This window comes from Azonexus hydrophilus (genome assembly GCF_905120355.1).
Lineage (GTDB): Bacteria > Pseudomonadota > Gammaproteobacteria > Burkholderiales > Rhodocyclaceae > Azonexus.
The window spans coordinates 55,536-78,757 of sequence record NZ_CAJHOB010000002.1; the positions used below are offsets into that span (position 1 = coordinate 55,536).

Genomic DNA, 23,222 nt, shown 5'->3' on the forward strand with positions numbered 1-23,222 from the left:
ATGATTGGCCGGCCGATCAAGGCAGGCGACGCCCTCAGGAAAAAGCTGGCACGGCTGGGGCTGGTGACTGAAGATGACCTGTTGCTGCACCTGCCGCTGCGCTACGAAGATGAAACCCGGCTGACGCCGGTTGCGCGATCATTTTGCGGGGAGCCCGTGCTGCTTGAGGTGGAGGTCAGGCACTGCGAAATTCAAATGGCGCCACGGCGGCAACTGGTGGCGCATGCCTTTGATGCCAGTGGCGACATCAGCCTGCGCTTTCTCAATTTTTATCCCAGCCAGCAGGCTCTGCTGACCCCCGGCGCGCGTTTGCGTGTTTTCGGTGAGGTGCGGGGCAGCTTCTGGGGGCTGGAGATGGTGCACCCGCGTTGCCAGAGCGTTACGGCCGAGACGCCGTTGGCGCAAACGCTGACACCGGTGTATCCCACCACTGCCGGGCTGACCAGCGGGGCTTTAGCCAAGCTTGTGCAGCGTGCCCTTGAGGGCAACGACCTGGCGGATACCCTGCCGGAGAGCATTCGCAGCCGTTATCAGCTGCCGGGGTTTGCGCGCAGCCTGCGCTTCCTGCACCACCCGGCTGCAGGCACCGACATCGCTGCCTTGCAGGAGCGGCACCACCCGGCGTGGCGCCGGCTCAAGTTCGATGAGGCGCTGGCGCAACAAATGTCGCTGCGGCGTGCCTTTCTCGCCCGTCGCCAGCAAGGCGCCCCAGTGTTGCAGGGCGATGGTGCTCTGGCCCAGGCGCTGCTGGCGGTACTGCCCTTTGCCTTGACCGGCGCGCAACAGCGCGCAGTGGCGGAGATCGCCGCCGATCTGGCCCAGCCCTATCCGATGCAGCGGTTGCTGCAAGGTGATGTGGGTGCTGGCAAGACCATTGTTGCGGCGCTGGCGGCCTGCCAGGCAATGGCTGCTGGCTGGCAGGTGGCATTCATGGCACCGACGGAGATTCTCGCCGAACAGCATTACCAGAAGTTGGCAAGCTGGCTGGTGCCGCTGGGGGTGCGCCTGGCCTGGTTGAGCGGCAGTTTGAGCAGCAAGGCCAAACGCGCGCAGCAGGAAGCTGCGGCAGCCGATGCGCAATTGATTGTAGGGACGCATGCGCTGATTCAGGCGGGAGTGGATTACGCCCGGCTGGGGCTGGTGATCATCGATGAACAGCACCGTTTTGGGGTTGCGCAGCGCCTGGCGCTGCGCAGCAAGGGGAATAATCCGCACCAGCTGATGATGTCAGCGACCCCCATTCCGCGCACCCTGGCCATGAGTTATTACGCCGATCTCGATGTCACCGTGCTCGATGAACTGCCGCCCGGGCGGACGCCTGTGAAAACCCGCCTGGTGGCAGATAACCGGCGACCGGACGTGGTCGCCTTTGTCGAAAAAATGGTGACTGAAGGCCGGCAGGCGTACTGGGTCTGCCCCCTGATCGAGGAATCTGAAGCGCTGCAGTTGCAGACGGCAGAGGACACCTGTGCACAATTGACGGCCGATCTGCCCCACCTGCGTGTGGGTCTGGTGCATGGCCGGTTGAAACCCGATGCCAAGCAGGCCGTGATGGGTGAGTTTGCGGCAGGTGAGCTGGATGTGCTGGTGGCGACCACGGTGATCGAGGTCGGGGTGGATGTGCCGAATGCCAGCGTGATGGTGATCGAGCATGCCGAACGTTTTGGGCTGTCACAACTGCACCAGCTGCGTGGCCGGGTTGGGCGTGGCGCGCACGAATCCAGTTGTGTCTTGCTGTATGCGGGGCCGCTGGGTGAGATTGCCCGGCAGCGTCTGAAAATCATTTTCGAGCATACCGACGGCTTCGAGATTGCCCGGCAGGATCTGCGCCTGCGCGGGCCGGGCGAGTTCATCGGGGCGCGGCAGAGCGGGGTGCCGCTATTGCGCTACGTTGATCTCGAGGCCGATGCCGAACTGGTCGAGGCTGCCCGCGATTGCGTCGATGAGATGTTGAGCGGCCACCCTGCTGCCAGCGCGGCGCACCTCCAGCGCTGGCTGGGCCAGCGCGAGGAGTTGCTCAAGTCATGAACGGGTCAGTCGTTTTTCCTGCAATAACTGCTTAACAGTCCAAGCAGGGTTTCTTCGTCGTAGGGCTTGCCCAGGTAGTGGTTGGCGCCAATTTCCAGGGCGTAGTTACGATGTTTCTCCGCGGTGCGCGAGGTGATCATGATCACCGGGATGTCCCGCAGTTTTTCGTCGCCACGCAGGTTGCGCACGAAATCGAAGCCATCCATACGCGGCATTTCGACGTCGGAAAGAATGATATCGGGGCGCTCATCGACCAGTTGCTCCAGCGCATCGACCCCATCTTTCGCCTGCAGTACCTGATAGCCTTCGCGCAACAGGAGACGGCTGGTGATCTTGCGCACGGTGAGGGAGTCATCCACCACCATGATGGTGGGCAGATGTTCGACTGGGGTCGGCGGTGCGCTGATCTGCACCGGTTCCTCCGCAGTGGCTGCCAGCGGGCGAGCTTCCTGCTGCCGGCTGGCGAGTGCCACCGGGTTGAGGATGAGGACGACCCGGCCGTCGCCAAGGACGGTGGCGCCAGAGATACCGACGACCCGGGCGAGCTGGTTGCCGATGTTCTTGACGACGACTTCCTGGTTGCCGCGTAGTTCATCCACCAGGACACCGACCCGCTGTGAGCCGGAGCGCAGCAGCAGGACCCAATATTGCCGGTGGGATTCGGGCAGGGCGTTGGGCTGCCCCAGGAGGTGGGGCAGGAAATGGAACGGGTAGCTGTTGCCTTGCCACTCGGCTTTGCCCGCGGCGCGCAGTTCAGCCAGTCCGGCCTCTTTCATCTCCTGCACCTGTTCGATCATGCTCGACGGAATGGCGTACGTCTGGCTACCGGCCCTGACCAGCAAGGTCTGCGTCACGGCCAGGGTGAGCGGCAGGTAGAGGCGGAAAGTGGTGCCGTGGCCGACTTCACTGCTGGTTTCGATGCGCCCACCCAGGTTGGCGACGGTGGTTTTGACCACATCCATGCCCACGCCGCGCCCGGCGACCTGGCTCAAGCTGGCGGCGGTGGAGAAGCCCGGCTGGAAAATGAAGTCATAGAGGGCGCTGTCACTGATTTCCTGGTCCGCACCGAGCAATTCCAGTTCCTCGGCGCGGCGGCGGATGCGTTCGCGGTCGAGGCCACGACCATCGTCAGTCAGGGACAGGATGATTTCATTGGCTTCCTGGGCCACCTTGAGGATGATCTGTCCGCGCTCCGGTTTGCCGGCGGCGACGCGTTGTTCTGCCGTTTCCAGACCATGGGTGACCGCATTGCGCAGCATGTGCTCGATCGGGCCGAGCATCTTGTCGAGTACCGAGCGGTCGATTTCAACATGGTCGCCGAGGATTTCGAAGTGGGTTTGTTTGCCGACTTCCTTGGCAGTCTGGCGTGCCACCCGGTACAGCCGTTCTGCCTGGCTGGCGAAGGGCAGCATGCGAACGCCCATCAGTTCCTGCTGCAAGCCGCGGTTGAGGCGGGCCTGCGCGAGGATGGCCGCATTGGCGTCATCGAGGTTCTTGAGCAAGCTTTGCTGGACGGTGGCGACGTCGTTCACCGACTCGGCCATGAAACGGGTGAGCTCCTGGAAGCGGGTGAAGCGGTCGAGTTCCAGTGGATCGAATTCTTCCTGGCCTTCCGGGGTGTGCGCTACCCGCGCCTGCATCTGGGTTTCGGCCTGAATTTCAATTTCGCGCAACTGCCGGCGCAAGCGGATGACGTTTTCGGTGAGGTCGAGCAGCGATGTTTTCAGGCTGCGCATCTCGCCCTCGATCCGGGTGCGGGCAATGGCCAGTTCGCCGGCCTCGCTCACCAGGCGGTCCACCAGGTCGGCACGGACGCGCAGCATGGCTTGCTGGGTGCTGTCGCTTTCCTGTGCTTGCGGTTCCGGGAGTGTGCTCACCGGGGGAGGGACGCTCTTGGCCGGCGCCGGTGCAGCAGAACCTTCGTCCTGAGGTACGGGCGGGGCAGGGGTGTCGCCGCTGGCTTCAGTCACCGGCAATTCGACTTTGCCACTCTGGCCGTGGCGGAGATTGTCGGCGGCTTGTGCCAGGGCGTCACAACCGGCTTCGATGTCGTCGATCAGGCTACTGCTGGCATGCCCTTCATTGAGCGCGTCCTGCACCCGGGTTTCCAGCAGGTGGGTGGCTTCGCCCAGGTTCATGGCGCCGGCCATGCGGGCATTGCCCTTGAAGGTGTGCAGCAGGCGGGCGATGGCCTGCGGCGCGCTGGGTTCGTTGGGCGCGGCACGCCAGGCGGCGACTTGCTCACTCAGTTCTCGAACCTGATCGCTGGCTTCTTCGAGAAAGATGGGGAGCAGCTGCTCGTCCAGTTCGTCGGTCAGCGGCGGTGCGCTGACGGCTTCGCTGGCAGCAGGTAAATCAACCAGTTCGGGGGCCAGCAGCGAAGCAATCGCGTCGTTTTTCTTTTCTTCGCTCAGTGCAGGCGGGTAGCTGTCTTCAAGCGCCGCAACGAGCTGCGGCTGCTCCTCCGGTGTCTGCTGTGCCGATAGTTGGGTGAACATGTCGGCCAGCGTCAGGATGGCCTGGCGCACGCTTTCCAGACCGGCCAGGGCTTCCGGGTGGGTGGTTTTTTCGCGGCGCACCAGCGCGTGTTCGAGGGCAATTGCCAAGTGATGGATCGGCAGCAGACCGACTGTGGCAGCGATGCCGCCCAGAGTGTGTGCGGCCCGCATCATCTCGAATGCGGTGGGTTGCGCCGGGTCATTTTCAAGGATGGCGAAGTGTTCGATCAACGTCGCCAGGTGGCCGGTTGCCTCGTGCCGGAAAATGTCATACAGCGTGGGGGCGCTATCACCGGCAGGTGCCGTTTCAGTAGATGTGGGCGCTGCATCGGCGGCGCTGTCGGCAGCGTCGAGTTCAAAGTTTACGAGCGTGTCGAATGCTTCGTCAGACGTTGATGCGTCTACTGCGACGGGTTCACGGGCGTCGGGCAGCGGCTCGTTCGGCGTGGTGGCAGGCAGCTCAGCTGCAGTACTGGGAGTTTCGGCCGGGGCAAGATCGGGAAAGTCGAGCTCGAAATCGTCAAGGCCCGTCAGGTCGATTTCTTCCGTGTCGTTCGCGGCAGCAGCAGGGAATTCCTCTGCTGTATCTTCTGGAGTTTCCTCCGCCAGCAGGCTTTCGCTGGCTGCCTCCTGTGGCGGTGCTGCGCTTTCTGCGGCGGGTGGGGTATAGCCCGCCGTGGTCAGTGCGGTGGGCACCTCGCTGCTTTCTTCTCCCCGCAGGCGGGTCGCCAGGGCCACCATGGCTGCCGTGTCGGGAGGCGTGGCGGCATTGCCTTCGAGGTGGGCAACCCAGTCGCTGAATATCCGTTCTTCGTCGGCGATGAGTTGCAGGAGTTCGGCGTTGGCCGGCCGGTCCTGACGCAACCACAGGTTGAAGGTCTGTTCGAGAGCCCAGGCGGTTTCACCGAAATCGCTGAGGCCGACCATGCGCCCGGAGCCTTTGAGGGTGTGGGTACAGCGGCGGATGGTGGTGAGCGCATCCTGGTCATGCGGGTTGGTGCGCAGGCGTGCTTTTTGCTGAGCCAGTTCGCCGAGGACTTCCTTGCCTTCCTCAATGAAGATGGCCAGCAGTTCAGCGTCGATTTCTTCGTGGCTGGAGCTTGCCAGTTGCAGGGTTTCTGCCGAGGGCGACGGTGCTTGCGGTGCGCTGGCGGCAAGATTGGACAGGGCGGTTTCGGTTTCCACGCCGGTGGCCAGTGCGGCCAGCGTGGCTTTGGCAGACTCGCCCAGCTCGCGGTCGGCCACCAGATCGGCATCTTTCTGGATGGCTTCAAGGTTGTCCTTGAGTTCCTTCTGCAGGCGGGCGTCGCCTGGTGCTTGCCGCAGCGCGTTGGCGAGCGCACGGGCTTCCCGGGTCTGCTGCGCCAGTTCGGCTTCGACGGTGATGTTCTGGGTGCTGTGCTGTGTGTTTTGGGCGGCGGTTTCACCGTGCAGGCGGGCGGCGAAGGCGTCGAAATCGCCTTCGTCATTCGCCAGGGCGTCCACGAAGAAGCCGAGCAGCGAGAGTTCGTCAGCCACTGACTGGAAATCGGTTTCCTGCGGCTGGTAATCGCTGGCAGCAAAACGGGCGATATGTTCGCTGGTTTCCTGCAGTCGCTTTACTGCCGAGAAATGGCCGAGCATGGCCAAGGCGCCGCTGATCTGCTTGAGGGGCGCTTCCAGCGGGGCCATGCTGAAGCCTTTGGCCGGATTGCGGAAAAACACATCCAGGCTTTGCTCGATATGGGCCAGGTTGTTCTGGATTTCGCGTCCAACCTGGCTGATCAGCAATTTTTCCTGTGCTCGCCGGGTGATTTCATCGAGTAGCGGAATATCTGCCGGGCTGGTGGAGCGTCCGGCGATGACCGCATGGATGCGCTCGACCATGTGATCGACCTGCTGGGCAAAATCCTTGCCTAGATGGCGGTGATTTTCCTGCGCGTTTTGCAGCAGAAGGATGCCGGTGGCGATTTCCATTGCCACCGCATCGCTGTGGCGTTTGCTGTCTTCCTGCAGCCAGTTGGTGATGGCTGCGAGCGCCTGGCCGAGGCGCTTGAGATCGGTGGTGCCGATGCTGGCGGTCAGTTCGGCACAGGCTTGGACCTGCTCGGCAAATGGTTTGAGGCTGGCGGCATGGCCTGCGCAATACTTGTTCCAGGCTTCTTCGGCGAGCGTGAGGATGTCGCGCAGGCGGCGCAATTGCAGCTCCTGCCCGGGGAGGGACTCGTCCGGCTGATCCCGGCTGGGGATCTGTGCCGGGAGATCGAAAATCTGCTGTGCCTGGGCTGCCAGAGAATCTGCTGCCGGCGTTGTTTGCGCCACGTAGTAGAGGGCTTCGCGCATGACGCGCTCGGCGAGCGTGGAGGAGCCGTCGAGCAGACGGCGAATCTGCAGGTCGATGCGCGCACAGAGCTGGCGCGCCAACTGATCGGAGGAAATGCCAGGATCGTTCAGGGCTTCCAGGAAGGCCTGGGAAATCCACCAGAAGGTGCGGGCGCCGGGAGTCGGCTGGATCGCCTCGATCGCCGCCAGCGCCTCTGCCATGGCGTGTCGGCCCGATTCCTGTTCGGCCGGGCGGGTCAGCCACTTGAGCAGGCCTTTCTGGAAATTCATGCGCTGGGTACGTAGTACGGCACGGATTTCGTCGGCGCTGAGTTCGGGGGCGGCGATAGTCGAGCGCGGAGGGCGCAGGCTGAGATCGGGATAGAAGAAGTCACCCGGGTGTACCGGCGGTGCGCCGCGCAGTTCAGCCAGGCGGGCACATAGCGGCAGAATGCGCAGGGGCTGGTGTGGTTCGCCCGCGAGCAGGCCATCGAGATAGTTGCGCAGGCCGTGCAGCGCTTCGCGTACATCGGGCAGGGCGGCAGCAGCGTTGGCGCCAGGGTCGCTTTCCAGCGTTTGCAGCAGGTTTTCGAGGGCTTCGGTGAGTTCGGTGACGCCGCTCAGGCCGACGATATCAAGTGCGCCATGCACCTGGTGAACGTGGGTGCGGCAGAACTTGAACTGGGTGACTTCGCCATTTTTTTCAAATTCATCGAGGGCAGCGCCAGCGCGCTCCAGGGCCTGATCGATTTCACCCTTGACCCAGGTGAGCGGGCCGACGTCGAATTCTGTTGCTGCGCTCATGTCCGCCCTCAATCCACCTTGAAGCCGGCGACCGAACCCTTCAGTTCGGAGGCCAGACCAGACAGTTCATCCACTGCTTCGGCAGTACGCTGCGTCCCGGCCGTCGTCTGCTCGGTGACGCGCAGGATGTCCTGCATCAGACGGGCGACGTGGGTGGCGGAGTTGGCCTGTTCCTGGGTGGCGCTGGAAATGCCCTGGATGAGGCTGGCCAGCCGGTTCGACACCTGGCCGATTTCTGCCAGTGCCTGGCCGGCGGCGTCAGAGCGCTTGGCGCCTTCGACCACGCCCTGGGTCGATTCTTCCATGGCGGAAACGGCATCCTGGGTGTCGGTCTGAATGGTCTTGACGATGGCGGAAATCTGTTTCGTGGCTTCGCCGGAACGCTCCGCCAGGCGCTGCACTTCTTCCGCCACCACCGTGAAACCGCGCCCGGCATCGCCGGCGGACGCTGCCTGAATGGCGGCGTTCAAGGCGAGCACGTTGGTTTGTTCGGTAATGTCGGAAATCAGTTCGACGATTTCGCCGATTTCCTGCGAGCTTTCGCCCAGACGCTTGATTCGTTTGGAGGTTTCCTGGATCTGGTGGCGGATTTCGTTCATGCCCTTGATGGAATCCTCCACCGCCAGCGTCCCTTTTTCCGCAGCATGCAGCGACTGGTTCGCCACCTGGGCCGACTGGGTGGCCTCGTTCGAAACCTCGCTCATCGAGCGTGCCATGTTCAGGGCCGACTGGCCAGCTTCCTGAATTTCCTGCGATTGACGCTCGGCGGCCTCAAGCAATTCGGCAGACGTCTTGCGGGCAATTTCGGTGGAGCTGGTCACGCGGTTGGCTGCGTCGTTGATCCGTCCGACCAGCACCCGCAGTTCTTCAATGGTGTAGTTGATCGAATCGGCAATGGCGCCGGTAATGTTTTCGCTCACGGTTGCGGTGACGGTGAGGTCGCCGTCGGCCAGATCGCCCAGCTCGTTCATCAGGCGCAAGATGGCGTCCTGGTTCTCGCGGTTGGCTAGTTCCGAGGCCTGGCGTTGTTTTTCCACTTCCAGGGTGCGGCTTTCGACGTCGCTGCGATAGACCCGTACCAGCAGGACCAGTACGGCGATGGCGGCGGCGACCAGTACCAGCATGCTGACGATGAACAGGATCCGGTTGCTGAACGCGGCCTGATAGCCTTGTGCCAGATCGTCGGTGGCCTTGAGCAGGGTTTCGCTGCCACGGAAGATGCGGGAGCCGGCCTGCTTGGACAGCACCAGCGGCTGCATGTTGCCGAGAATGCCGGTGACGGCGGCTTCGTACTCCTTGAACCCGGCTGACAGGGCGTCGATCTTGCTGCGCGCGTCGGGATCGGTGACGTTGCGTGCCAGCGTCGCCAGTTGATCGCGGAAATTGTTGGTGTCCTTGCCCAGCAGGAAGGCGACTTCCGGGTTGATTTCGCTACCGACCAGAAGTGCCGAGGCGTTCTTGGCAATACGTTGGGTCAGCATCACCAGCTGGTTGGCGGTGGCAATGTCGCGTGCCGAAGCACCGGTCTGCAATTTGAGGGCGGCAACCTGTTCGGCTAGTTCGAGGATGTCACCGTTCTTGTCGTCCACCAGGGCGACGTTCTTGCCCAGGGCCACCAGGTTCTTCTCCTGGCCAATCACGACGGTGGCGTCCTTGTCGGTCTGCACCCAGAGCTTTTCCAGGGCTTCAAGTTGTTCCTGCACGGCAGAGGGTGACTTGGGGACATCGGTGCCGCTGATGTCGCCGCCCAGGCGCAGTTTGTCCATCAGGTCGCTGAATGCGACACGCGACTCCTTGAGTTGGGTGAAAGCAATCGGGTCGCCCTGCAGCGCCAGTGAAGACGCTTTGGCCAGACGCTGGGACAGCATGCGCATCTCGCCGGCAGCAGCGACATAGGCTGTGGCGTGTGTCGCATTACGGCTATCTTGTACGACGAAAATGGCGATGACAGCAAGCAGCAGGGCAAAAATCCCACCGAGCTTTTTCATCTGCTGGGTGGCAGATTTCTCGGCTGTGCTCGTGGCGGCACGGGGCTGCAGCAACGGAGCGTCTTCGGTAATGGTGAGGGGGGCTTCGTTACTGCGTGCCTTTCCCAGCTTGGGGAATTTGAAGCTCAAGGCCATGCTAGTTCTCCTTGCTAGCCCGTAGCGGGCTGAATTGCAGGTTTTTTTAAATGCCGATATTCATGAAGGTGCGGTCAGCCAGCAGTTCGCGTACGGCCAGCTTGCGCCACAGGCGATCTTCGCCATCCGAGAAACGTTGCTTGCCCCAGTCCGGGAAGTTTTCGTCATCGGCCTGCGGCACGAAGTTTTCCGGTTTTTTCAGGCCCAGCATGCGCGGGACGAGCAGGGCGGCGTTCGAACCATGGCGCACGCCGATCAGCAGCAGGCGGGCGTTGGCATTGTGCGGGGTGGGCTGGGTGCCGAGAAAGGCGCTGAAATCGCTGACGGCAAAGAGATTGCCGCGCACATTGGCCATGCCGGCAAACCAGGGCTGTACCAAGGGCACTGGAGCGATCTGTGGCGCCAGGATGATTTCGCCGCTGTCGGCCAGATCAATCAGCCAGCCTTCGCCGCCGATTTCGATTCCCAGCCAGGAGGTGCCGGCCTGACCCTGTGCGGCATCGCTCAGGCGTCCGGCCAGATAGGCTTGAAAATCGCGCAGACTGTTTTTACGGGCCATGTTCAGGGCAGGGCAGCGATGCGTTGCAGGAGCTCCTGGCCGTTGAGGGGTTTCACCAGGTAGTCAATGGCACCCTGGCGCAATCCCCAGATCTTGTCCGTTTCCTGCCCTTTGGAGGTGCACACGATGATCGGGATGTGCTTGGTTTCCTCGTCCCGCGACAGGGTGCGGGTGGCCTGGTAACCATTGAGGCCGGGCATGACGACATCCATCAGGATCAGGTCGGGCTTGATGGCCTTGGCCTTGGCGATGCCTTCCTCGCCATTTTCTGCGGTGGTGACGACATAGCCGGCCTTGGTGAGCAGGTCGACGGAGAAGAAACGTTCGGTGGGTGAATCGTCAACGACGAGAATGTTCTTGACGGGCATGGGAGCTTCCTGGTGACTGATTGCAACGAAAGGGGTTAGGCGGGCGTGGCCAGGGCAAAAGTGGCGACGGTCTGCAGTAGGCTGTCTTTGGTGAAGGGTTTGGTCAGGTACTGGTCGGAGCCGACCATGCGGCCGCGGGCGCGGTCGAACAGGCCATCCTTGGATGACAGCATGATGACCGGCGTGGCCTTGAAGCGCGGATTCTTCTTGATCAGCGCGCAGGTCTGGTAACCATCCAGACGCGGCATCATGATGTCGCAGAAAATCACGGCAGGTTGATGGTCGGCAATCTTGGCGAGGGCATCGAAGCCGTCTTCGGCCAGGATGACCTGGCAACCCGCCTGGACGAGAAAGATTTCGGCGCTGCGGCGGATCGTGTTGCTATCGTCGATCACCATTACCCGCACGCCCTGCAGTTGCGACAAATCTGACAATTCACTGCCCCCTAGGTGTTTCCTGACGCACTTTTTTAATTACAGTGGGTTGGCATCTTACTACGGAACCCGGGGGCTGCGGCAAGCCCAAATTCATGAGACATAAGACCGATGGGTTGTGGTGAACTGCTTTGGTTTGCCGGTGACCTGCGTGGTTTGCGTTTTGTTCCGGCGTATTTTGGGGGGCGGGGTGAATCGGCTAGAATCGTGGTCCGCACATTTACATGCAACGTACTCGCTGCATTCTGCTGATGCCCCCTTCTCCCCCGGTTTTTCCCCAGGTACTTGTATTTGCTGCCAGTGATCCGACTGGCGGTGCCGGTATCCAGGCGGATATTCTTACCCTGGCCAGCCTGGGGTGTCATCCTTTGACCGCCGTGACGGCGCTGACGGTGCAGGATACCGGCGGTGTGCATGCAGTGTCGGCGACGCCGGCGGATTTTCTCGAGGATCAGGCGCGCGCCGTGCTTGAGGACATGCCGGTGGCAGCCTTCAAACTGGGGCTGTTGGGGAGCCTCGAGAACGTGCAGCGGGTGGCGGAAATCGTGGCCGATTATCCCGACATCCCACTGGTATTCGATCCGGTGCTCGCCTCCGGGCGCGGCGATCCGCTGGCAGACGAGGAAATCATCGACGCCATGCGCGAGATGCTGTTGCCGCAAACCACCATCATCACGCCCAATGCGCCTGAGGCGCGGCGTCTGGTCGAAAGCGACGACGATGCGCAGGAGCCGGATCTTGATACCTGCGCGCGCCGCCTGATCGAGCTGGGGGCGGAGTACGCCTTGATTACCGGGACGCATGAAAATACGCAGCAAGTCGTCATCAACACCCTGCATGGTGCCGTAGGGGCCTTGCAGCATGGTCGTTGGGAGCGTCTGCCGGGGAGTTATCACGGCTCCGGGTGCACGCTGGCCTCGGCCATTGCCGCTTGCCTGGCCGGCGGCGCCGGGATTGAAGAGGCCGTGCGTGACGCCCAGGAATACACCTGGAATAGCCTGCGCCATGGCTTCCGGGGGGGAATGGGGCAGTTCATTCCGGATCGTCTGTTCTGGGCGCGTAGCGAGCCGGACGCCACGGCGGAGCGTGGTAGTGACTGATCTCTCCGGGCTTTATGCAATTACCCCCGATGGCCTGCCCCGTGTCGATCTGCTGGCACGCGTCGAAGCCGCCCTGGCCGGCGGTTGCCGCTGGCTGCAGTTACGCGACAAGACGCAGCCGCCGGCTGAATTGCTGGTGCGGGCGCATGCCTTGCGTGCCTTGACGCGGCGTTATGGGGCGCGCCTGATCGTCAATGATGATCTGGTCCTGGCCTTGCTGGTTGACGCGGATGGCGTGCATCTGGGCAAGGACGACGGCGACTGGCGGCTGGCGCGTGCCATCCTCGGGTCGGAGCGGTTGCTGGGGGTGTCCTGCTACGCCGATCTGGCGCGCGCTCGGGCTGCGGTGGCGGCGGGGGCGGATTATGTTGCCTTCGGCGCTGTATTTCCCTCACTGACCAAGCCGCAGGCCGTGTTGTTGCCGCCGCACTTCATTGCGCAGGCAAAAGCGGCGCTGCCAGTGCCGTTGTGCGCGATCGGCGGCATCACCCTGGATAACGCATCCGCTGTGCTTGCCGATGGCGCCGACCTGCTGGCCGTCATCCACGATCTCTTTGCGGCGCCGGATATTGCCGGACGTGCCGCGCATTACCAGCAACTTTTCACGAAAGCCACGTCATGACCACGACCTCACGTAACGACATTCTTTTTGCCCGTGCCCAGAAACATATTCCCGGCGGCGTCAATTCGCCGGTGCGCGCCTTTCGGTCGGTCGGTGGCACGCCGCTGTTTTTCCAGAAGGGCGTCGGTAGCCAGGTACAGGATGCCGACGGCCGGTGGTATACCGATTACGTCGGCTCTTGGGGGCCGATGATTCTTGGTCATGCGCACCCGGAAGTGATCGAAGCGGTACAGAAAGCCGTGGTTGATGGGTTGTCCTTTGGCGCGCCCACCGAGCGCGAAGTCGATATTGCCGATCTGTTGTGCGAACTGGTGCCCTCGCTGGACATGGTGCGGCTGGTGTCGTCCGGTACCGAGGCGACGATGAGCGCCATCCGCCTGGCGCGCGGTTTTACCGGTCGCGACATCCTGGTCAAGTTCGAAGGCTGCTATCACGGCCACGCCGACCATCTGCTGGTGAAGGCCGGGTCCGGCCTGCTCACCTTTGGCAACCCGTCTTCCGGCGGTGTGCCGGCGGGCATTGCCGAAACGACGATGGTCCTGACCTATAACGATCCGCAAGGCCTGGCGGAAGCCTTCAAGACACATGGCGACAAGATTGCTGCCGTGATTCTGGAGCCGGTCGTCGGTAACATGAACCTGATCGCGCCGACGCCGGAGTTTCTCAAGGCCTTGCGTGAATTGACCACACAGTACGGCGCCGTGCTGATTTTCGACGAAGTGATGACGGGCTTCCGTGTCGGCCTGAAAAGCGCCCAGGGGCTGTTCGGCATTACCCCGGATCTGTCCACTTTCGGCAAGGTGGTCGGCGGCGGCATGCCGCTGGGGGCGTTTGGCGGCCGCCGCGAAATCATGGAGAAGATCGCTCCGTTGGGTCCGGTGTATCAGGCAGGGACCCTGTCCGGCAATCCGGTGGCTACGGCTGCCGGGCTGGCGACGCTGAAGCTGATCCAGGCGCCGGGTTTCTACGAGACACTGACAGCCAAGACCAAGGCGCTGTGCGATGGGCTGGTGGCGGCGGCAAAGAAGCATGGTGTTGCTTTTGCCGCGCAGAACATCGGTGGCATGTTCGGGCTTTACTTTGCTGCGCGTTGCCCGGGGTCCTACGATGAAGTCCTGGCGTGCGACAAGGAGGCCTTCAACCGTTTCTTCCACGCCATGATTGCGGCCGGGCATTATTTCGCCCCCTCGGCGTTCGAGGCGGGTTTCGTTTCTGCGGCCCACAGCGATGCCGAGATCGCCGCGACCGTGGCAGCGGCCGACGCTTACTTCGCCGGTCAGAAATGAGCAACGGACTGGCCTGGCTGGTTCTCTTCCTCGCCGGTTTGTGCGAGGTCGGCTGGGCCATCGGCCTCAAGTACGCGGCGGGTTTTTCCCGTTTCTGGCCCAGCGTGTGGACGCTGGTCATGATGGTGGTGAGCGTGCTGCTGCTCGGCTGGGCTTTGAAAACCCTGCCGCTCGGCACGGCCTATGCCGTCTGGACGGGGATCGGCGCGGTGGGGACGGCGCTGCTGGGGATGTATTTGTTTGGTGAAGCGCGCGATGCGGCACGGCTGGCCTGCATTGCGCTGATCGTGTCCGGCATCGTCGGCCTCAAGCTGGTCAGCCCGGAGTAAAAGAGGGCGGCGCCCGTCCTTACATCAGGAACAGGGTGGCCAGGCCGAGGAAGATGAAGAAGCCGCCGGAATCGGTCAGGGCGGTGATCATCACCGAGCCGCCGATGGCCGGGTCGGCCCCGAAACGCTGGCGCAGCAGGGGGATGCCGACACCGGCGAAGGCGGCGAGCAGCAGGTTCAAGGTCATGGCGGCGGTCATCACCACGCCCAGCATGGTGCTGCCGTACATCCACCAGGCGGCGATGCCGAGCATGCCGCCCCAGATCAGGCCATTGACCGTGGCCACCCCCAGTTCCTTGCGCAGCAGGCGACGCATGGCGTCAGGCTGGACCTGCCCCATGGCAATGGCGCGCACGATCATGGTGATGGTCTGGTTGCCTGAATTGCCACCGATTCCGGCGACGATCGGCATCAGCGCAGCCAGGGCGACCAGTTTTTCGATCGAATCCTCGAACAGGCCAATGACCCGCGAGGCAATGAAAGCGGTGACGAGATTGACCGCCAGCCAGGCCCAGCGGTTTTTCACCGAGTCCCAGACGGAAGCAAAGATATCTTCCTCTTCTGCCAGACCGACCTTGGCCAGTTGTTCGTACTCCGCTTCCTCGCGGATGAAGTCGACCACGTCATTCACGGTGACCCGGCCGAGCAGGCGCCCTTCGGCGTCGGTGACGGGGGCCGACACCAGGTCGTAACGTTCGAATGCCTTGGCGGCATCTTCGGCGTCGTCTTCCGGCTCGAAATCGAGGTACTCGGTCTGCATCAGCGTGCCGACCTCGGTTTCCGGATCATTGACCAGTAGGACATTCAGGGGCAAGACGCCCTTCAGGTGTTCGTCGCGGTCGACCACGAACAACTGGTCGGTGTGGTCGGGGAGTTCGTCGAAGCGGCGCAGGTAGCGGAGGACGACTTCCAGTGTCACGTCCTCACGCACGGTCACCATGTCGAAGTCCATGATCGAACCGACCGAATCCTCCGGGTAGGACATTGCCGCACGCAGGTGCTCGCGTTCTTCCGCCGGCAGACTGCGGAACACGTCGTCCACCACCGCCTGCGGCAGATCGGGGACTAGGTCGGCCAGTTCGTCGGTGTCGAGGGTTTCGGCGGCAGCGACGAGTTCACTCGGGGCCATCACCTCGATCAGGCTTTCGCGCACCGCGTCCGAGACTTCGAGCAGGATTTCGCCGTTGTATTCCGGCTTGACCAGGGTCCAGGTCAGCAGGCGTTCGTCCTGGGGCAGCGCTTCCAGCAGATAGGCGATATCCGCCGGGTGCATCGGTTCCAGCTTCTGCTGCAACTCGTTCAGGTGCTGCTTGTGGATCAGCTCTTCGACCAGTTCGTGGCGGGGCCCTTCCTGGCGATGCACGAGATCTTCGACTACCTTGTGGCGGGCGAGCAGGGTCTGCACCTCGGCCAGGCGCTCCTGCAATTCGTCGGCATCGGAGAGTTGGTTTTCTTCGCTCATGGTGCAGCGCCGCAAAAGACGCTGCATTCTACCATCGGCCGTCGGCTGGCGGTTTTACCGATTGCGTCCGCTCTGTGCAGCGGGGGTTATTGCGGGAGTTTCGCCGCCTGCATGCGGGCCAGGATGATGGCCGTTTTGCGGGCAAGGCCGGGGGCGTTACGGTGGGTGTCGTAATAGCGCGGGTTGGGCACCATGCCGGCGAGGCGGGCGGCCTGTGCTGCTGTGAGTTGCTGGGCGCTGCGGTTGAAATAGTGGCGGGCGGCGGCTTCCGCGCCGAAGACCCCATTTCCCCACTCGATGACGTTGAGGTACACCTCGAAAATGCGCTGCTTGGACCACAGGTTTTCCAGCAGCAAGGTGATCACGGCTTCGTTGCCTTTGCGCCACAGACTGCGACTGGGGCTGAGAAACAGGTTCTTGGCCAGTTGCTGGCTGATGGTCGAGCCACCGGCGACGAAACGGCCCTTTTTCTGGTTTTTCTCGATGGCTAGTTGAATCCCCTGCCAGTCAAAGCCATCGTGGTCGACGAATTTGGCGTCTTCGGCGGCGATCAGGGCGCGTTTGAGATGCGGAGAAATCCTGTTGTAGGCCACCCACTGATATTGCAGGCGGGCGTCGGGGTTTTTTTCACGCAACTCGGCCAGGCGGATGGCCATGAAACGGGTGGTGCCGGGATTGAAACTGCCCCAGTAAAGTACCCAGGCCAGAAGCCAGAGAAACCAGAGGCCGCCGGCGGCGATGAGGGCGAGTAGCCCCCATTTGATGATCCGGCCCAGGAAACTCATTTATGGCGCGTGCCGCAGTTGCGACAATACGGCCGCTGTTGCCGGGCGGATACCACGCCAGACGAAGAAGGCTTCCGCCGCCTGTTCCACTAGCATGCCCAGGCCGTCGGCGCAGCGGCTGGCGCCTTGAGCCTGTGCTTGCGCCAGGAAAGGGGTGCCGTCGCGGGCGTACATCATGTCGTAGGCCAGGGCGTCGGGGGCAAACAGGCCGGCGGGCAGGGGCAGCGGTTCACCGGCCAGACTGGCGGCGGTGGCGTTGATGACCAGATCGAACTGCTGCCCGGCCAATGCGGCGAAACTGCTGCCGTGCAGCGGGACGTCGCCGTGGAAACGGGCCGCCAGTTGATCGGCTTTGTCGGCGCTGCGGTTGGCAATGTACAGGCTGGCAGGGTGTGCTGCCAGCAGGGGAGCCACGGCGCCGCGTGCGGCACCGCCGGCACCGAGCAGGAGAATGCGCCGGCCGGCGAGGGTGCAGCCGAGATTGTCCTGCAGATCGGCGAGCAGACCCGCGCCGTCGGTGTTGTCGCCGTGGATGCTGCCGTCGGCGGCGAAGCTGAGGGTGTTCACCGCGCCAGCCTGGCGGGCCCGGTCGCTGAGGTGGGTGCTCAGCCGGTAGGCCTCTTCCTTGAACGGAACGGTGACATTGGCGCCACGACCGCCTGCGGCCATGAAGCGGCGCACGCTGCCGGCAAAATCGTCGAGGGGCGCCAGAATGGCCCGGTAGTTGAGATTCTCGCCGGTGCTGGCGGCAAAGGCGCTATGGATGGCCGGCGAGCGGGAGTGGGCGATCGGGTTACCGAAAACGCAGTAGCTGTCCTGCATGGTGTTTACTGATTCTTGGTGGCCAGGGTATCGCCAGGTACGAAATTCCATTCGCGGGCGAAAGAGAGGATGGTGGCATTGCCCATGCCGGCGCGAGGAATCGGGCCGAACGGTGCGGCCATGCGCAGGATGCGCAAGGCCGCCTGATCGAGAACCTTGTGTCCGGACGATTGCGAAATTTCGGCGCTGTAGAGGCTGCCGTCGTCGACGTTGAGTTCGACGAAGATGATGACGCGGCCATACAGCTTGCCGCGTGCTTCTTCCGGGTAGTTGAGCGTGCCGATGCGTTCGACCTTGTTTTTCCAGGCATCGAAGTAGGGGGCCAGGGCGTATTCGCGGGTACGCGGGCTGATGAATTTCTTGACCGGACGTTTGTTGTACTCATCGATCGACTTGGAAATTTCGCCTTCCAGACGGGCCATGGCCCGTGCGGCATCGGCGAGATCCTGGCCACTCAGGGGTTTGGCCGGTACGGGTTGTTCGCTTTGCCGTTCCGCACTGCTCACGCGCGCCTGGCTCTGGGCCTGTGTCAGCATGCGCTGCTGGGCCGCTTCCAGTTCCTGCACCCGGCGCTGCATCTGTATCAGTTCGTCGCCCCGGGCGTCGCGGCTGGTCGACGGCAGCGGTGTTTTGGCCCGGCGGTTTTCATCGGTGTTGCCGCCGCCATCCAGATTGGCCTGGGCCAGCGCCTGCGCTTCTGCCGGGGCATTCTTGCTGCGGGCGTTGACGAGAATGATGTCGAGTGCCTTTTCGCGTACGGCCTGGGACGCATCGGGAAAAGTGAAGTGCAGGCTGAGGATCAGTGCGTGCAACAGCAGGGAAACGGCGATGGCCAGTCCCAGGCGGCGATCGCCGGTGGTGGTGGGCAGCGCGAGGGCGACACTCATGCCGGGCTTTCCTCCATATCTTCTTCCGTCGGACAGGCGGCGGGCGCAGTCAGTAGTTCGACGAAACGCAACTCGGCCTCCGGGCCGAGCAGGTCGATGTTTTCCAGCACCAGGCGCAGGCGCTGGCCGGGTTGCAGGTCGGCCGGTGCTGACGGGATGCGGGCGAGGAAGGGTAGGTGGTCGAGTTTGACCAGCTGTTCGCGGCGCACCGTGGCATCGATTTCCTGGATGGCATTTTGCTGCAGCCAGCGCAGGCACCAGTAGCGCTCCATCAGCCGCTGGAATTCACCGTAGGCACCATAGGTGAGTTCGAAGTCGCGCATCACGGCAAAGAGTTCGGCCGATTTCTGGGCGAAGGCCGGGGTTTTTTCCTGCAGGCAGGCAATCAGCTGCCACTGATTGACCAAGTCGCAGTAGCGGCGCAGTGGCGACGTCATCCAGGCGTACTGCGGTACGCCCAGGCCTTCGTGTGGCTGCGGGGCGGTCGTCATGCGCGCTTTGCCCATGGTTTGCGAGCGATACAGGCAGGCGATGCGTTTTTCGGCCAGCAGGCCGCCCCAGGTGGAGTTGGCGACGATCATCAGTTCCGCCACCAGCTTGTCGAGTGGACTGCCGCGCTTGCGCTCTTCAATGCGGACCGTGCAGTTTTCCGGATCGGCCAGGTCGCCGTCGATGGCGAAGTTGTAGTCGTTGACCCCTTGCGTGGCCGAGGGCTTGCCGCGCCGGCCTTCGCAGGCATTGGCAAAACGCCACAGATGCTGCAGTTCGCGTGCGAAGGGGCGTTCCTCCGACAGCGGGCCATCTGCCGTGGTCTGGTTGAACCAGGGTTCGACGTCGTGGTGCCGCAGGTTGTCGGCAATATGTACGATTTCCAGACGCGACTCATGCGCGGTGATTTCGTACTGTTCGTTGACCGTCAGATAGAGCGATACCGCCGGGCAATCGACGCCGGCGGCAAGGGTGTAGCTGTCCACCACGTGTTCTGGCAGCATGGTGATCTTGTTGCCGGGCATGTACACGGTGGACAAGCGGCCGCGCGCCACGCCATCGAGCGGTGATCCGTGCGTGATGGCCAGACCGGGGGCGGCAATGTGGATGCCGATGCGACTGCCAATGCCGGGGAGCCAGGTGACGGAAAAGGCATCATCGATTTCGGTGGTGTGCGCATCGTCGATGGAAAAGGCCCGGACGTCGCTGCGCGGCAGGTCATCGGGCAGTGCTGGCGCGGGCAGGTCGGGGAAGGCGGTGCCTTTGGGAAATTGCTCGTGCAGGAAGCGCTTGTAATGCAGCAGGTAGGCCGACGGGATGGCACCGCAGCGGTGCAGCAGCTGCGCCGGGGTGAGGCCCGTGGCGGTGCAGGCGGCTTCGAACGCCTTGGTTTCCGGTTTGTTGCGATCCGGTGCGTAGAGCAGGGTGTCGACCAGCGGGGCAAATTCTGCGGGCAGGCGGAACTCGCTCAGTTCGCGGGTCCAGCCTTCCATCGCTTGCGCTTGCTGGCGCTTTTTTTCAAGATTGGCCAGAGCAGCGGCCAGGATGTCAGCGGGCGCTTTCTTGAAATGCCCCTTGCCTTTGCGATGGAAGTGGATGGGCGCGGCGTGGAGGGCAAGCAGCACCGCCGTCGCTTCGACCGGCGTGGGCTCGCGTCCGTGGTAATCACGGGCAAAATCCAGAAACGAAAATTCGCCATCGCTGACACACTCCCACAAAAATTCCGCTTCGATGTCACTTGCCAGGGGGGCTGCCTGTTCCAGCAGCTGGCTGGCCGAAGGTGCGGCAAAACGCAGCAACACGCTGGCGGCCTTGATCTTGCTGCGCTTGCCGGAAGGCATCTCCACCTGCAGGGAGGTGTCGTTGTCGGCCAGGATGGTGGCCGCCTTGAAGCTGCCTTCTTCTTCGAAAAGTAAATTCATTGCGAAATTATAGCCCGGTAAATTCAATGAGTTGCGACAACATCTGAGGAAAACGGGTGAAGCTGTGGTCGCCGCCCTCGAAGACGCTTTGCCGGCAGCCGAACCAGTGTGCCTGGGCCGCGTGATAGTCCAGTGTCGTATCCCCGGTTTCGAGTAACAGCCAGGTTCGCCTAGGATCGGGCAGAGCGATCTGCTCGGCGAGTTGCTGTGCATGTACGGCGGTGAAGGTAAAACGCTCGCCGCTGTGGAAGTTTTCGTGTTCGCCGATGAAGCGGTCGGCCTCCAGTGCGCTGACCACGGCAGGATTGATCAGCACCGCCCGCAGGCGGTGGCGGGCCGCCAGGTAACTGGCGTAGTGGCCCCCCAGTGAGGAGCCGATGATGGTCACCGGCTGTGCCTGTGTTGCCAGCCATGCTTCCATCGCTGCCATGGCGATGGCCGGCACGGGTGACAGCTGCGGGCAGAACAACTGCGCCGATAGGCCCCGGCGCTGCATTTCCTCACTGAGCAGGCGTGCCTTCCACGACGCCGGGGAAGAGCAGAAGCCGTGCAGGTAAAGGATTGTGCCGGCCACTCAATCGACCCAGTGAATCCAGCCGGTCTGGGCGGTGGCCAGGATGAAGAGGCCAAACACGATGCGGTACCAGGCGAAGAGGGTGAAATCGTGGTTCGAGACGTAGCGCAGCAAGGCCTGCACGGTGAGCATGGCGGCAATGAAGGAGGCCACGAAGCCGACCGCGAAGACCGGTAGATCTTCCAGCCGCAGCAATGCCCAGTTCTTGTACACGTCGTAAAGCGTGGCGGCGAACATGGTGGGAATGGCGAGGAAGAAGGAAAATTCCGTCGCCGCCTTGCGTGACAGGCCGAACATCAGGCCGCCCATGATCGTGGCGCCGGAGCGGGAGACGCCGGGGAACATGGCTGCTGCCTGGGCGAAGCCCACCTTCAGCGCGTCTGGCCAGCGCATGGCATCGATCTGCTCGATGCGCGGCGTTCGGGCGCGGCGCTCGATATACAGGATGAGCAGACCGCCGGCGATCAGGGCGCCGGCAACGGTCAGCGGATTGAACAGGTAGGCCTTGATGGTGCTGTGGAAGAGCAGGCCAAGGACCGCCGCCGGCAGGAAGCCGACGATGAGCAGGCCGGCAAAACGCTGTTGCACCGGATCGGAGCCGAGGCCGCCCAGGGCGACGCCGATCCGGCTGCGGAAATGCCAGCAGACAGCGAGAATGGCCGCCAGCTGGATGACGATCTTGAATACCTTGCTCTGCTCATTGGTGTAGCCGAGCAGGCTGCCGGCGATGATCAGGTGGCCGGTGGAAGAAATCGGGAGGAATTCGGTCAGCCCTTCGATGACGCCAAGCAGCAGGGCTTTGAGAAGCAAGATGAGGTCCATGCGGGAGTGCCTGAATGCCGCAGACATGACAGCTGCGGCGCAATAAAAGGTGCGCAGTTTAGCATCCGGGGCGTGTCAGGTTTTCCAGATTTTCCAGCCAAGTAAGCGCTTGCTCCCGGTTTTCTCCACACATTTCCAGAGAAGGTTGCAGGCCGCTGCAGCAAGCGGGGCGTTCGGGCTGGCCGAACAGGCGGCAGCGTAGCGCTGCGTCCAGGTGCTGGCAGGGTACGCCGGCGGCTTTGTTCAGGCTGGAAATCGACGGCGCGATGCAGCAGGCAGCGCAACCGGAACGGCAGGTGAGGGCGCTCACAGAAAGCGTTCGATGAGCAGGTTGAGAAAGCGGCGTCCGCGCAGGCTGGGCCGGATGGCGTGGGCGCTGAGTTCGAGCAGGCCATCGCGTTCCGCGTCCTTGAGCAGAGGCAGCAGCGTCTGCAGCGGCAGGCTGGTGCGCAGCGCGAACAGGTCGGGCGGAAATCCGGCGTGCAGGCGCAAGGCGTTCATCATGAATTCCCCGGCCAGTTCCTCCGGCGGGACGGCGCGCTCCTCCTGCACGGCGCGACCTGCTGCAGCGTGTTCCAGATAGGCGGTCGGATGCTTGTGCCGCATCTGGCGCAGTACCCGGTCGTGCAGCGTCAGTTTGCTGTGGGCGCCGGCGCCGATGCCGAGGTAGTCGCCGAATTGCCAGTAATTCAGGTTGTGCTGGCAGTGCCGCCCGGGCTGGGCAAAGGCCGAGGTTTCGTAGTTGCTGTAGCCAGCATCTGCCAGACGTGTCTCGATGGCATCCTGCATGTCGGCGCAGCTGTCACTGTCAGGAACTTCAGGCGGAAATGCCGCGAACGGGGTGTTCGGCTCCAGGGTCAGTTGGTAACAGGAGATATGCGGCGGGGCGAAAGCCTGCGCCTGCGCCACATCGTCCAGCGCTTCGGCGAAGGTCTGCCCGGGCAGGCCGTACATCAGGTCGAGGTTGAAGGTGGGGAAGTGCTGCGCTGCCAGTTCGCTTGCCCGGCGCGCTTCGCGGGCATCGTGGATACGTCCCAGGGCCTGCAGGTGGCGGTCGTTGAAACTCTGGATGCCGAGCGACAGGCGATTGACGCCAGCGGCGCGAAAGCCGGCGAATTTCTCCGCCTCCACCGTGCCGGGGTTGGCTTCGAGGGTGATTTCCGCGTCTGGCTGCAGGCGGGTCAGGGTACGTACGGCGGTGAGGATGTCGTCGATGGCAGCGGCCGAGAACAGGCTGGGGGTGCCGCCGCCGAAGAAGATGGTGTGGATCGGGCGACCCCAGATCAGAGGCAGGGCAGCCTGCAGATCGGCAATCAGCGCGGCAACGTAAGCCGCTTCCGGGACGCCCGCGGCGCGCGCGTGCGAGTTGAAATCGCAGTAGGGACATTTTTGCACGCACCAGGGCAGATGGATGTACAGCGCGAGCGGGGGCGAAACCTTGAATTCCAGCCCGGAAACGGCATGGGCGGGGACGGGCTGGATCGGGATGGTGCGTGCCATGGCTGCGA

The 23,222-nt window shown here is 63.0% G+C and carries 19 protein-coding genes; 5 read left to right on the top strand and 14 right to left on the bottom strand.

Annotated elements, in window-relative coordinates; genetic code table 11:
• The gene (gene recG, locus JYJ39_RS01695) at positions 1-2,028 is read left to right on the top strand and encodes an ATP-dependent DNA helicase RecG (protein WP_205201566.1); all 2,028 of its coding nucleotides are present in this window, start codon (positions 1-3) and stop codon (positions 2,026-2,028) included.
• A 5-nt stretch (positions 2,029-2,033) separates the two neighbouring features.
• Here recG and JYJ39_RS01700 read toward each other — a convergent pair whose 3' ends face one another.
• From JYJ39_RS01700 to JYJ39_RS01720, 5 genes are read right to left on the bottom strand one after another with little or no spacing between them, the layout of a single operon-like run.
• A complete protein-coding gene (locus JYJ39_RS01700; protein WP_205201567.1) occupies positions 2,034-7,631 on the bottom strand; it encodes an Hpt domain-containing protein in 5,598 nt (1,865 codons plus the stop codon).
• Between the two features lie 8 nt (positions 7,632-7,639).
• Entirely contained in the window at positions 7,640-9,754 is a 2,115-nt protein-coding gene (locus tag JYJ39_RS01705; protein ID WP_205201568.1) for a methyl-accepting chemotaxis protein, read from the bottom strand.
• Positions 9,755-9,800: 46 nt separating this feature from the next.
• Positions 9,801-10,313, bottom strand: a complete 513-nt coding sequence (locus JYJ39_RS01710) for a chemotaxis protein CheW (RefSeq protein WP_205201570.1) — start codon at positions 10,311-10,313, stop codon at positions 9,801-9,803.
• A gap of 2 nt (positions 10,314-10,315) precedes the next feature.
• On the bottom strand, positions 10,316-10,681 hold the full coding sequence (locus JYJ39_RS01715; RefSeq protein WP_205201572.1) for a response regulator: 366 nt from the start codon (positions 10,679-10,681) through the stop codon (positions 10,316-10,318).
• Between the two features lie 35 nt (positions 10,682-10,716).
• Positions 10,717-11,079: a response regulator gene (locus JYJ39_RS01720; RefSeq protein ID WP_275887955.1), complete on the bottom strand. Its 363-nt coding sequence runs from the start codon at positions 11,077-11,079 to the stop codon at positions 10,717-10,719.
• A gap of 287 nt (positions 11,080-11,366) precedes the next feature.
• On the opposite strand from JYJ39_RS01720, the gene thiD reads away from it, so the two are divergent.
• The 4 genes from thiD to sugE are packed head-to-tail and all read left to right on the top strand — an operon-like array spanning position 11,367 to position 14,452.
• On the top strand, positions 11,367-12,215 hold the full coding sequence (thiD, locus tag JYJ39_RS01725) for a bifunctional hydroxymethylpyrimidine kinase/phosphomethylpyrimidine kinase (RefSeq protein ID WP_205201576.1): 849 nt from the start codon (positions 11,367-11,369) through the stop codon (positions 12,213-12,215).
• Positions 12,202-12,837, top strand: a complete 636-nt coding sequence (gene thiE / locus JYJ39_RS01730) for a thiamine phosphate synthase (protein WP_240189501.1) — start codon at positions 12,202-12,204, stop codon at positions 12,835-12,837. The genes thiD and thiE overlap by 14 nt, the downstream gene beginning before the upstream one ends.
• Positions 12,834-14,123, top strand: a complete 1,290-nt coding sequence (gene hemL, locus JYJ39_RS01735; RefSeq protein WP_205201579.1) for a glutamate-1-semialdehyde 2,1-aminomutase — start codon at positions 12,834-12,836, stop codon at positions 14,121-14,123. The genes thiE and hemL overlap by 4 nt, the downstream gene beginning before the upstream one ends.
• Positions 14,120-14,452 carry a quaternary ammonium compound efflux SMR transporter SugE gene (gene sugE / locus JYJ39_RS01740; protein WP_275887951.1) on the top strand — a complete coding sequence of 111 codons (333 nt, stop codon included), beginning with the start codon at positions 14,120-14,122 and terminating at the stop codon, positions 14,450-14,452. The genes hemL and sugE overlap by 4 nt, the downstream gene beginning before the upstream one ends.
• A gap of 19 nt (positions 14,453-14,471) precedes the next feature.
• Here the strand turns inward: sugE and mgtE are convergent, their stop codons facing one another.
• The 9 genes from mgtE to hemW form a co-directional block, all read right to left on the bottom strand.
• Positions 14,472-15,914, bottom strand: coding sequence for a magnesium transporter (mgtE, locus tag JYJ39_RS01745; RefSeq protein ID WP_205201581.1), 1,443 nt, complete (start codon positions 15,912-15,914; stop codon positions 14,472-14,474).
• An 86-nt stretch (positions 15,915-16,000) separates the two neighbouring features.
• On the bottom strand, positions 16,001-16,699 hold the full coding sequence (gene mtgA / locus JYJ39_RS01750; protein ID WP_205201583.1) for a monofunctional biosynthetic peptidoglycan transglycosylase: 699 nt from the start codon (positions 16,697-16,699) through the stop codon (positions 16,001-16,003).
• Positions 16,700-17,521 (bottom strand): shikimate dehydrogenase, encoded by an 822-nt coding sequence (gene aroE, locus JYJ39_RS01755; protein WP_205201585.1) that lies wholly within the window; start codon positions 17,519-17,521, stop codon positions 16,700-16,702.
• 5 nt (positions 17,522-17,526) lie between these two features.
• The gene (locus JYJ39_RS01760) at positions 17,527-18,408 is read right to left on the bottom strand and encodes an energy transducer TonB (protein ID WP_205201587.1); all 882 of its coding nucleotides are present in this window, start codon (positions 18,406-18,408) and stop codon (positions 17,527-17,529) included.
• Positions 18,405-20,318: a ribonuclease catalytic domain-containing protein gene (locus tag JYJ39_RS01765; RefSeq protein WP_205201589.1), complete on the bottom strand. Its 1,914-nt coding sequence runs from the start codon at positions 20,316-20,318 to the stop codon at positions 18,405-18,407. Before JYJ39_RS01765 ends, JYJ39_RS01760 begins: the two co-directional genes overlap by 4 nt.
• 7 nt (positions 20,319-20,325) lie before the next feature.
• A complete protein-coding gene (locus JYJ39_RS01770) occupies positions 20,326-20,892 on the bottom strand; it encodes a YqiA/YcfP family alpha/beta fold hydrolase (protein ID WP_205201591.1) in 567 nt (188 codons plus the stop codon).
• Positions 20,893-21,714 (bottom strand): undecaprenyl-diphosphate phosphatase, encoded by an 822-nt coding sequence (locus tag JYJ39_RS01775; protein ID WP_205201593.1) that lies wholly within the window; start codon positions 21,712-21,714, stop codon positions 20,893-20,895. It lies immediately after the preceding gene.
• A 58-nt stretch (positions 21,715-21,772) separates the two neighbouring features.
• A complete protein-coding gene (locus JYJ39_RS01780; RefSeq protein WP_205201595.1) occupies positions 21,773-22,024 on the bottom strand; it encodes a YkgJ family cysteine cluster protein in 252 nt (83 codons plus the stop codon).
• Complete coding sequence (hemW, locus tag JYJ39_RS01785; protein WP_205201597.1) at positions 22,021-23,214, bottom strand: radical SAM family heme chaperone HemW; 1,194 nt, start codon at positions 23,212-23,214, stop codon at positions 22,021-22,023. Before hemW ends, JYJ39_RS01780 begins: the two co-directional genes overlap by 4 nt.
• Positions 23,215-23,222 lie beyond the last annotated feature (8 nt).

Excerpts from the sequence above, each read along its gene's own strand:
- recG (WP_205201566.1), top strand. The coding sequence starts at position 1 with ATGATTGGCCGGCCGATCAAGGCAGGCGACGCCCTCAGGAAAAAGCTG.
- JYJ39_RS01700 (WP_205201567.1), bottom strand. The coding sequence starts at position 7,631 with ATGAGCGCAGCAACAGAATTCGACGTCGGCCCGCTCACCTGGGTCAAG.
- JYJ39_RS01705 (WP_205201568.1), bottom strand. The coding sequence starts at position 9,754 with ATGGCCTTGAGCTTCAAATTCCCCAAGCTGGGAAAGGCACGCAGTAAC.
- JYJ39_RS01710 (WP_205201570.1), bottom strand. The coding sequence starts at position 10,313 with ATGGCCCGTAAAAACAGTCTGCGCGATTTTCAAGCCTATCTGGCCGGA.
- JYJ39_RS01715 (WP_205201572.1), bottom strand. The coding sequence starts at position 10,681 with ATGCCCGTCAAGAACATTCTCGTCGTTGACGATTCACCCACCGAACGT.
- JYJ39_RS01720 (WP_275887955.1), bottom strand. The coding sequence starts at position 11,079 with ATGGTGATCGACGATAGCAACACGATCCGCCGCAGCGCCGAAATCTTT.
- thiD (WP_205201576.1), top strand. The coding sequence starts at position 11,367 with ATGCCCCCTTCTCCCCCGGTTTTTCCCCAGGTACTTGTATTTGCTGCC.
- hemL (WP_205201579.1), top strand. The coding sequence starts at position 12,834 with ATGACCACGACCTCACGTAACGACATTCTTTTTGCCCGTGCCCAGAAA.
- sugE (WP_275887951.1), top strand. The coding sequence starts at position 14,120 with ATGAGCAACGGACTGGCCTGGCTGGTTCTCTTCCTCGCCGGTTTGTGC.
- mgtE (WP_205201581.1), bottom strand. The coding sequence starts at position 15,914 with ATGAGCGAAGAAAACCAACTCTCCGATGCCGACGAATTGCAGGAGCGC.
- mtgA (WP_205201583.1), bottom strand. The coding sequence starts at position 16,699 with ATGAGTTTCCTGGGCCGGATCATCAAATGGGGGCTACTCGCCCTCATC.
- aroE (WP_205201585.1), bottom strand. The coding sequence starts at position 17,521 with ATGCAGGACAGCTACTGCGTTTTCGGTAACCCGATCGCCCACTCCCGC.
- JYJ39_RS01760 (WP_205201587.1), bottom strand. The coding sequence starts at position 18,408 with ATGAGTGTCGCCCTCGCGCTGCCCACCACCACCGGCGATCGCCGCCTG.
- JYJ39_RS01765 (WP_205201589.1), bottom strand. The coding sequence starts at position 20,318 with ATGAATTTACTTTTCGAAGAAGAAGGCAGCTTCAAGGCGGCCACCATC.
- JYJ39_RS01775 (WP_205201593.1), bottom strand. The coding sequence starts at position 21,714 with ATGGACCTCATCTTGCTTCTCAAAGCCCTGCTGCTTGGCGTCATCGAA.
- hemW (WP_205201597.1), bottom strand. The coding sequence starts at position 23,214 with ATGGCACGCACCATCCCGATCCAGCCCGTCCCCGCCCATGCCGTTTCC.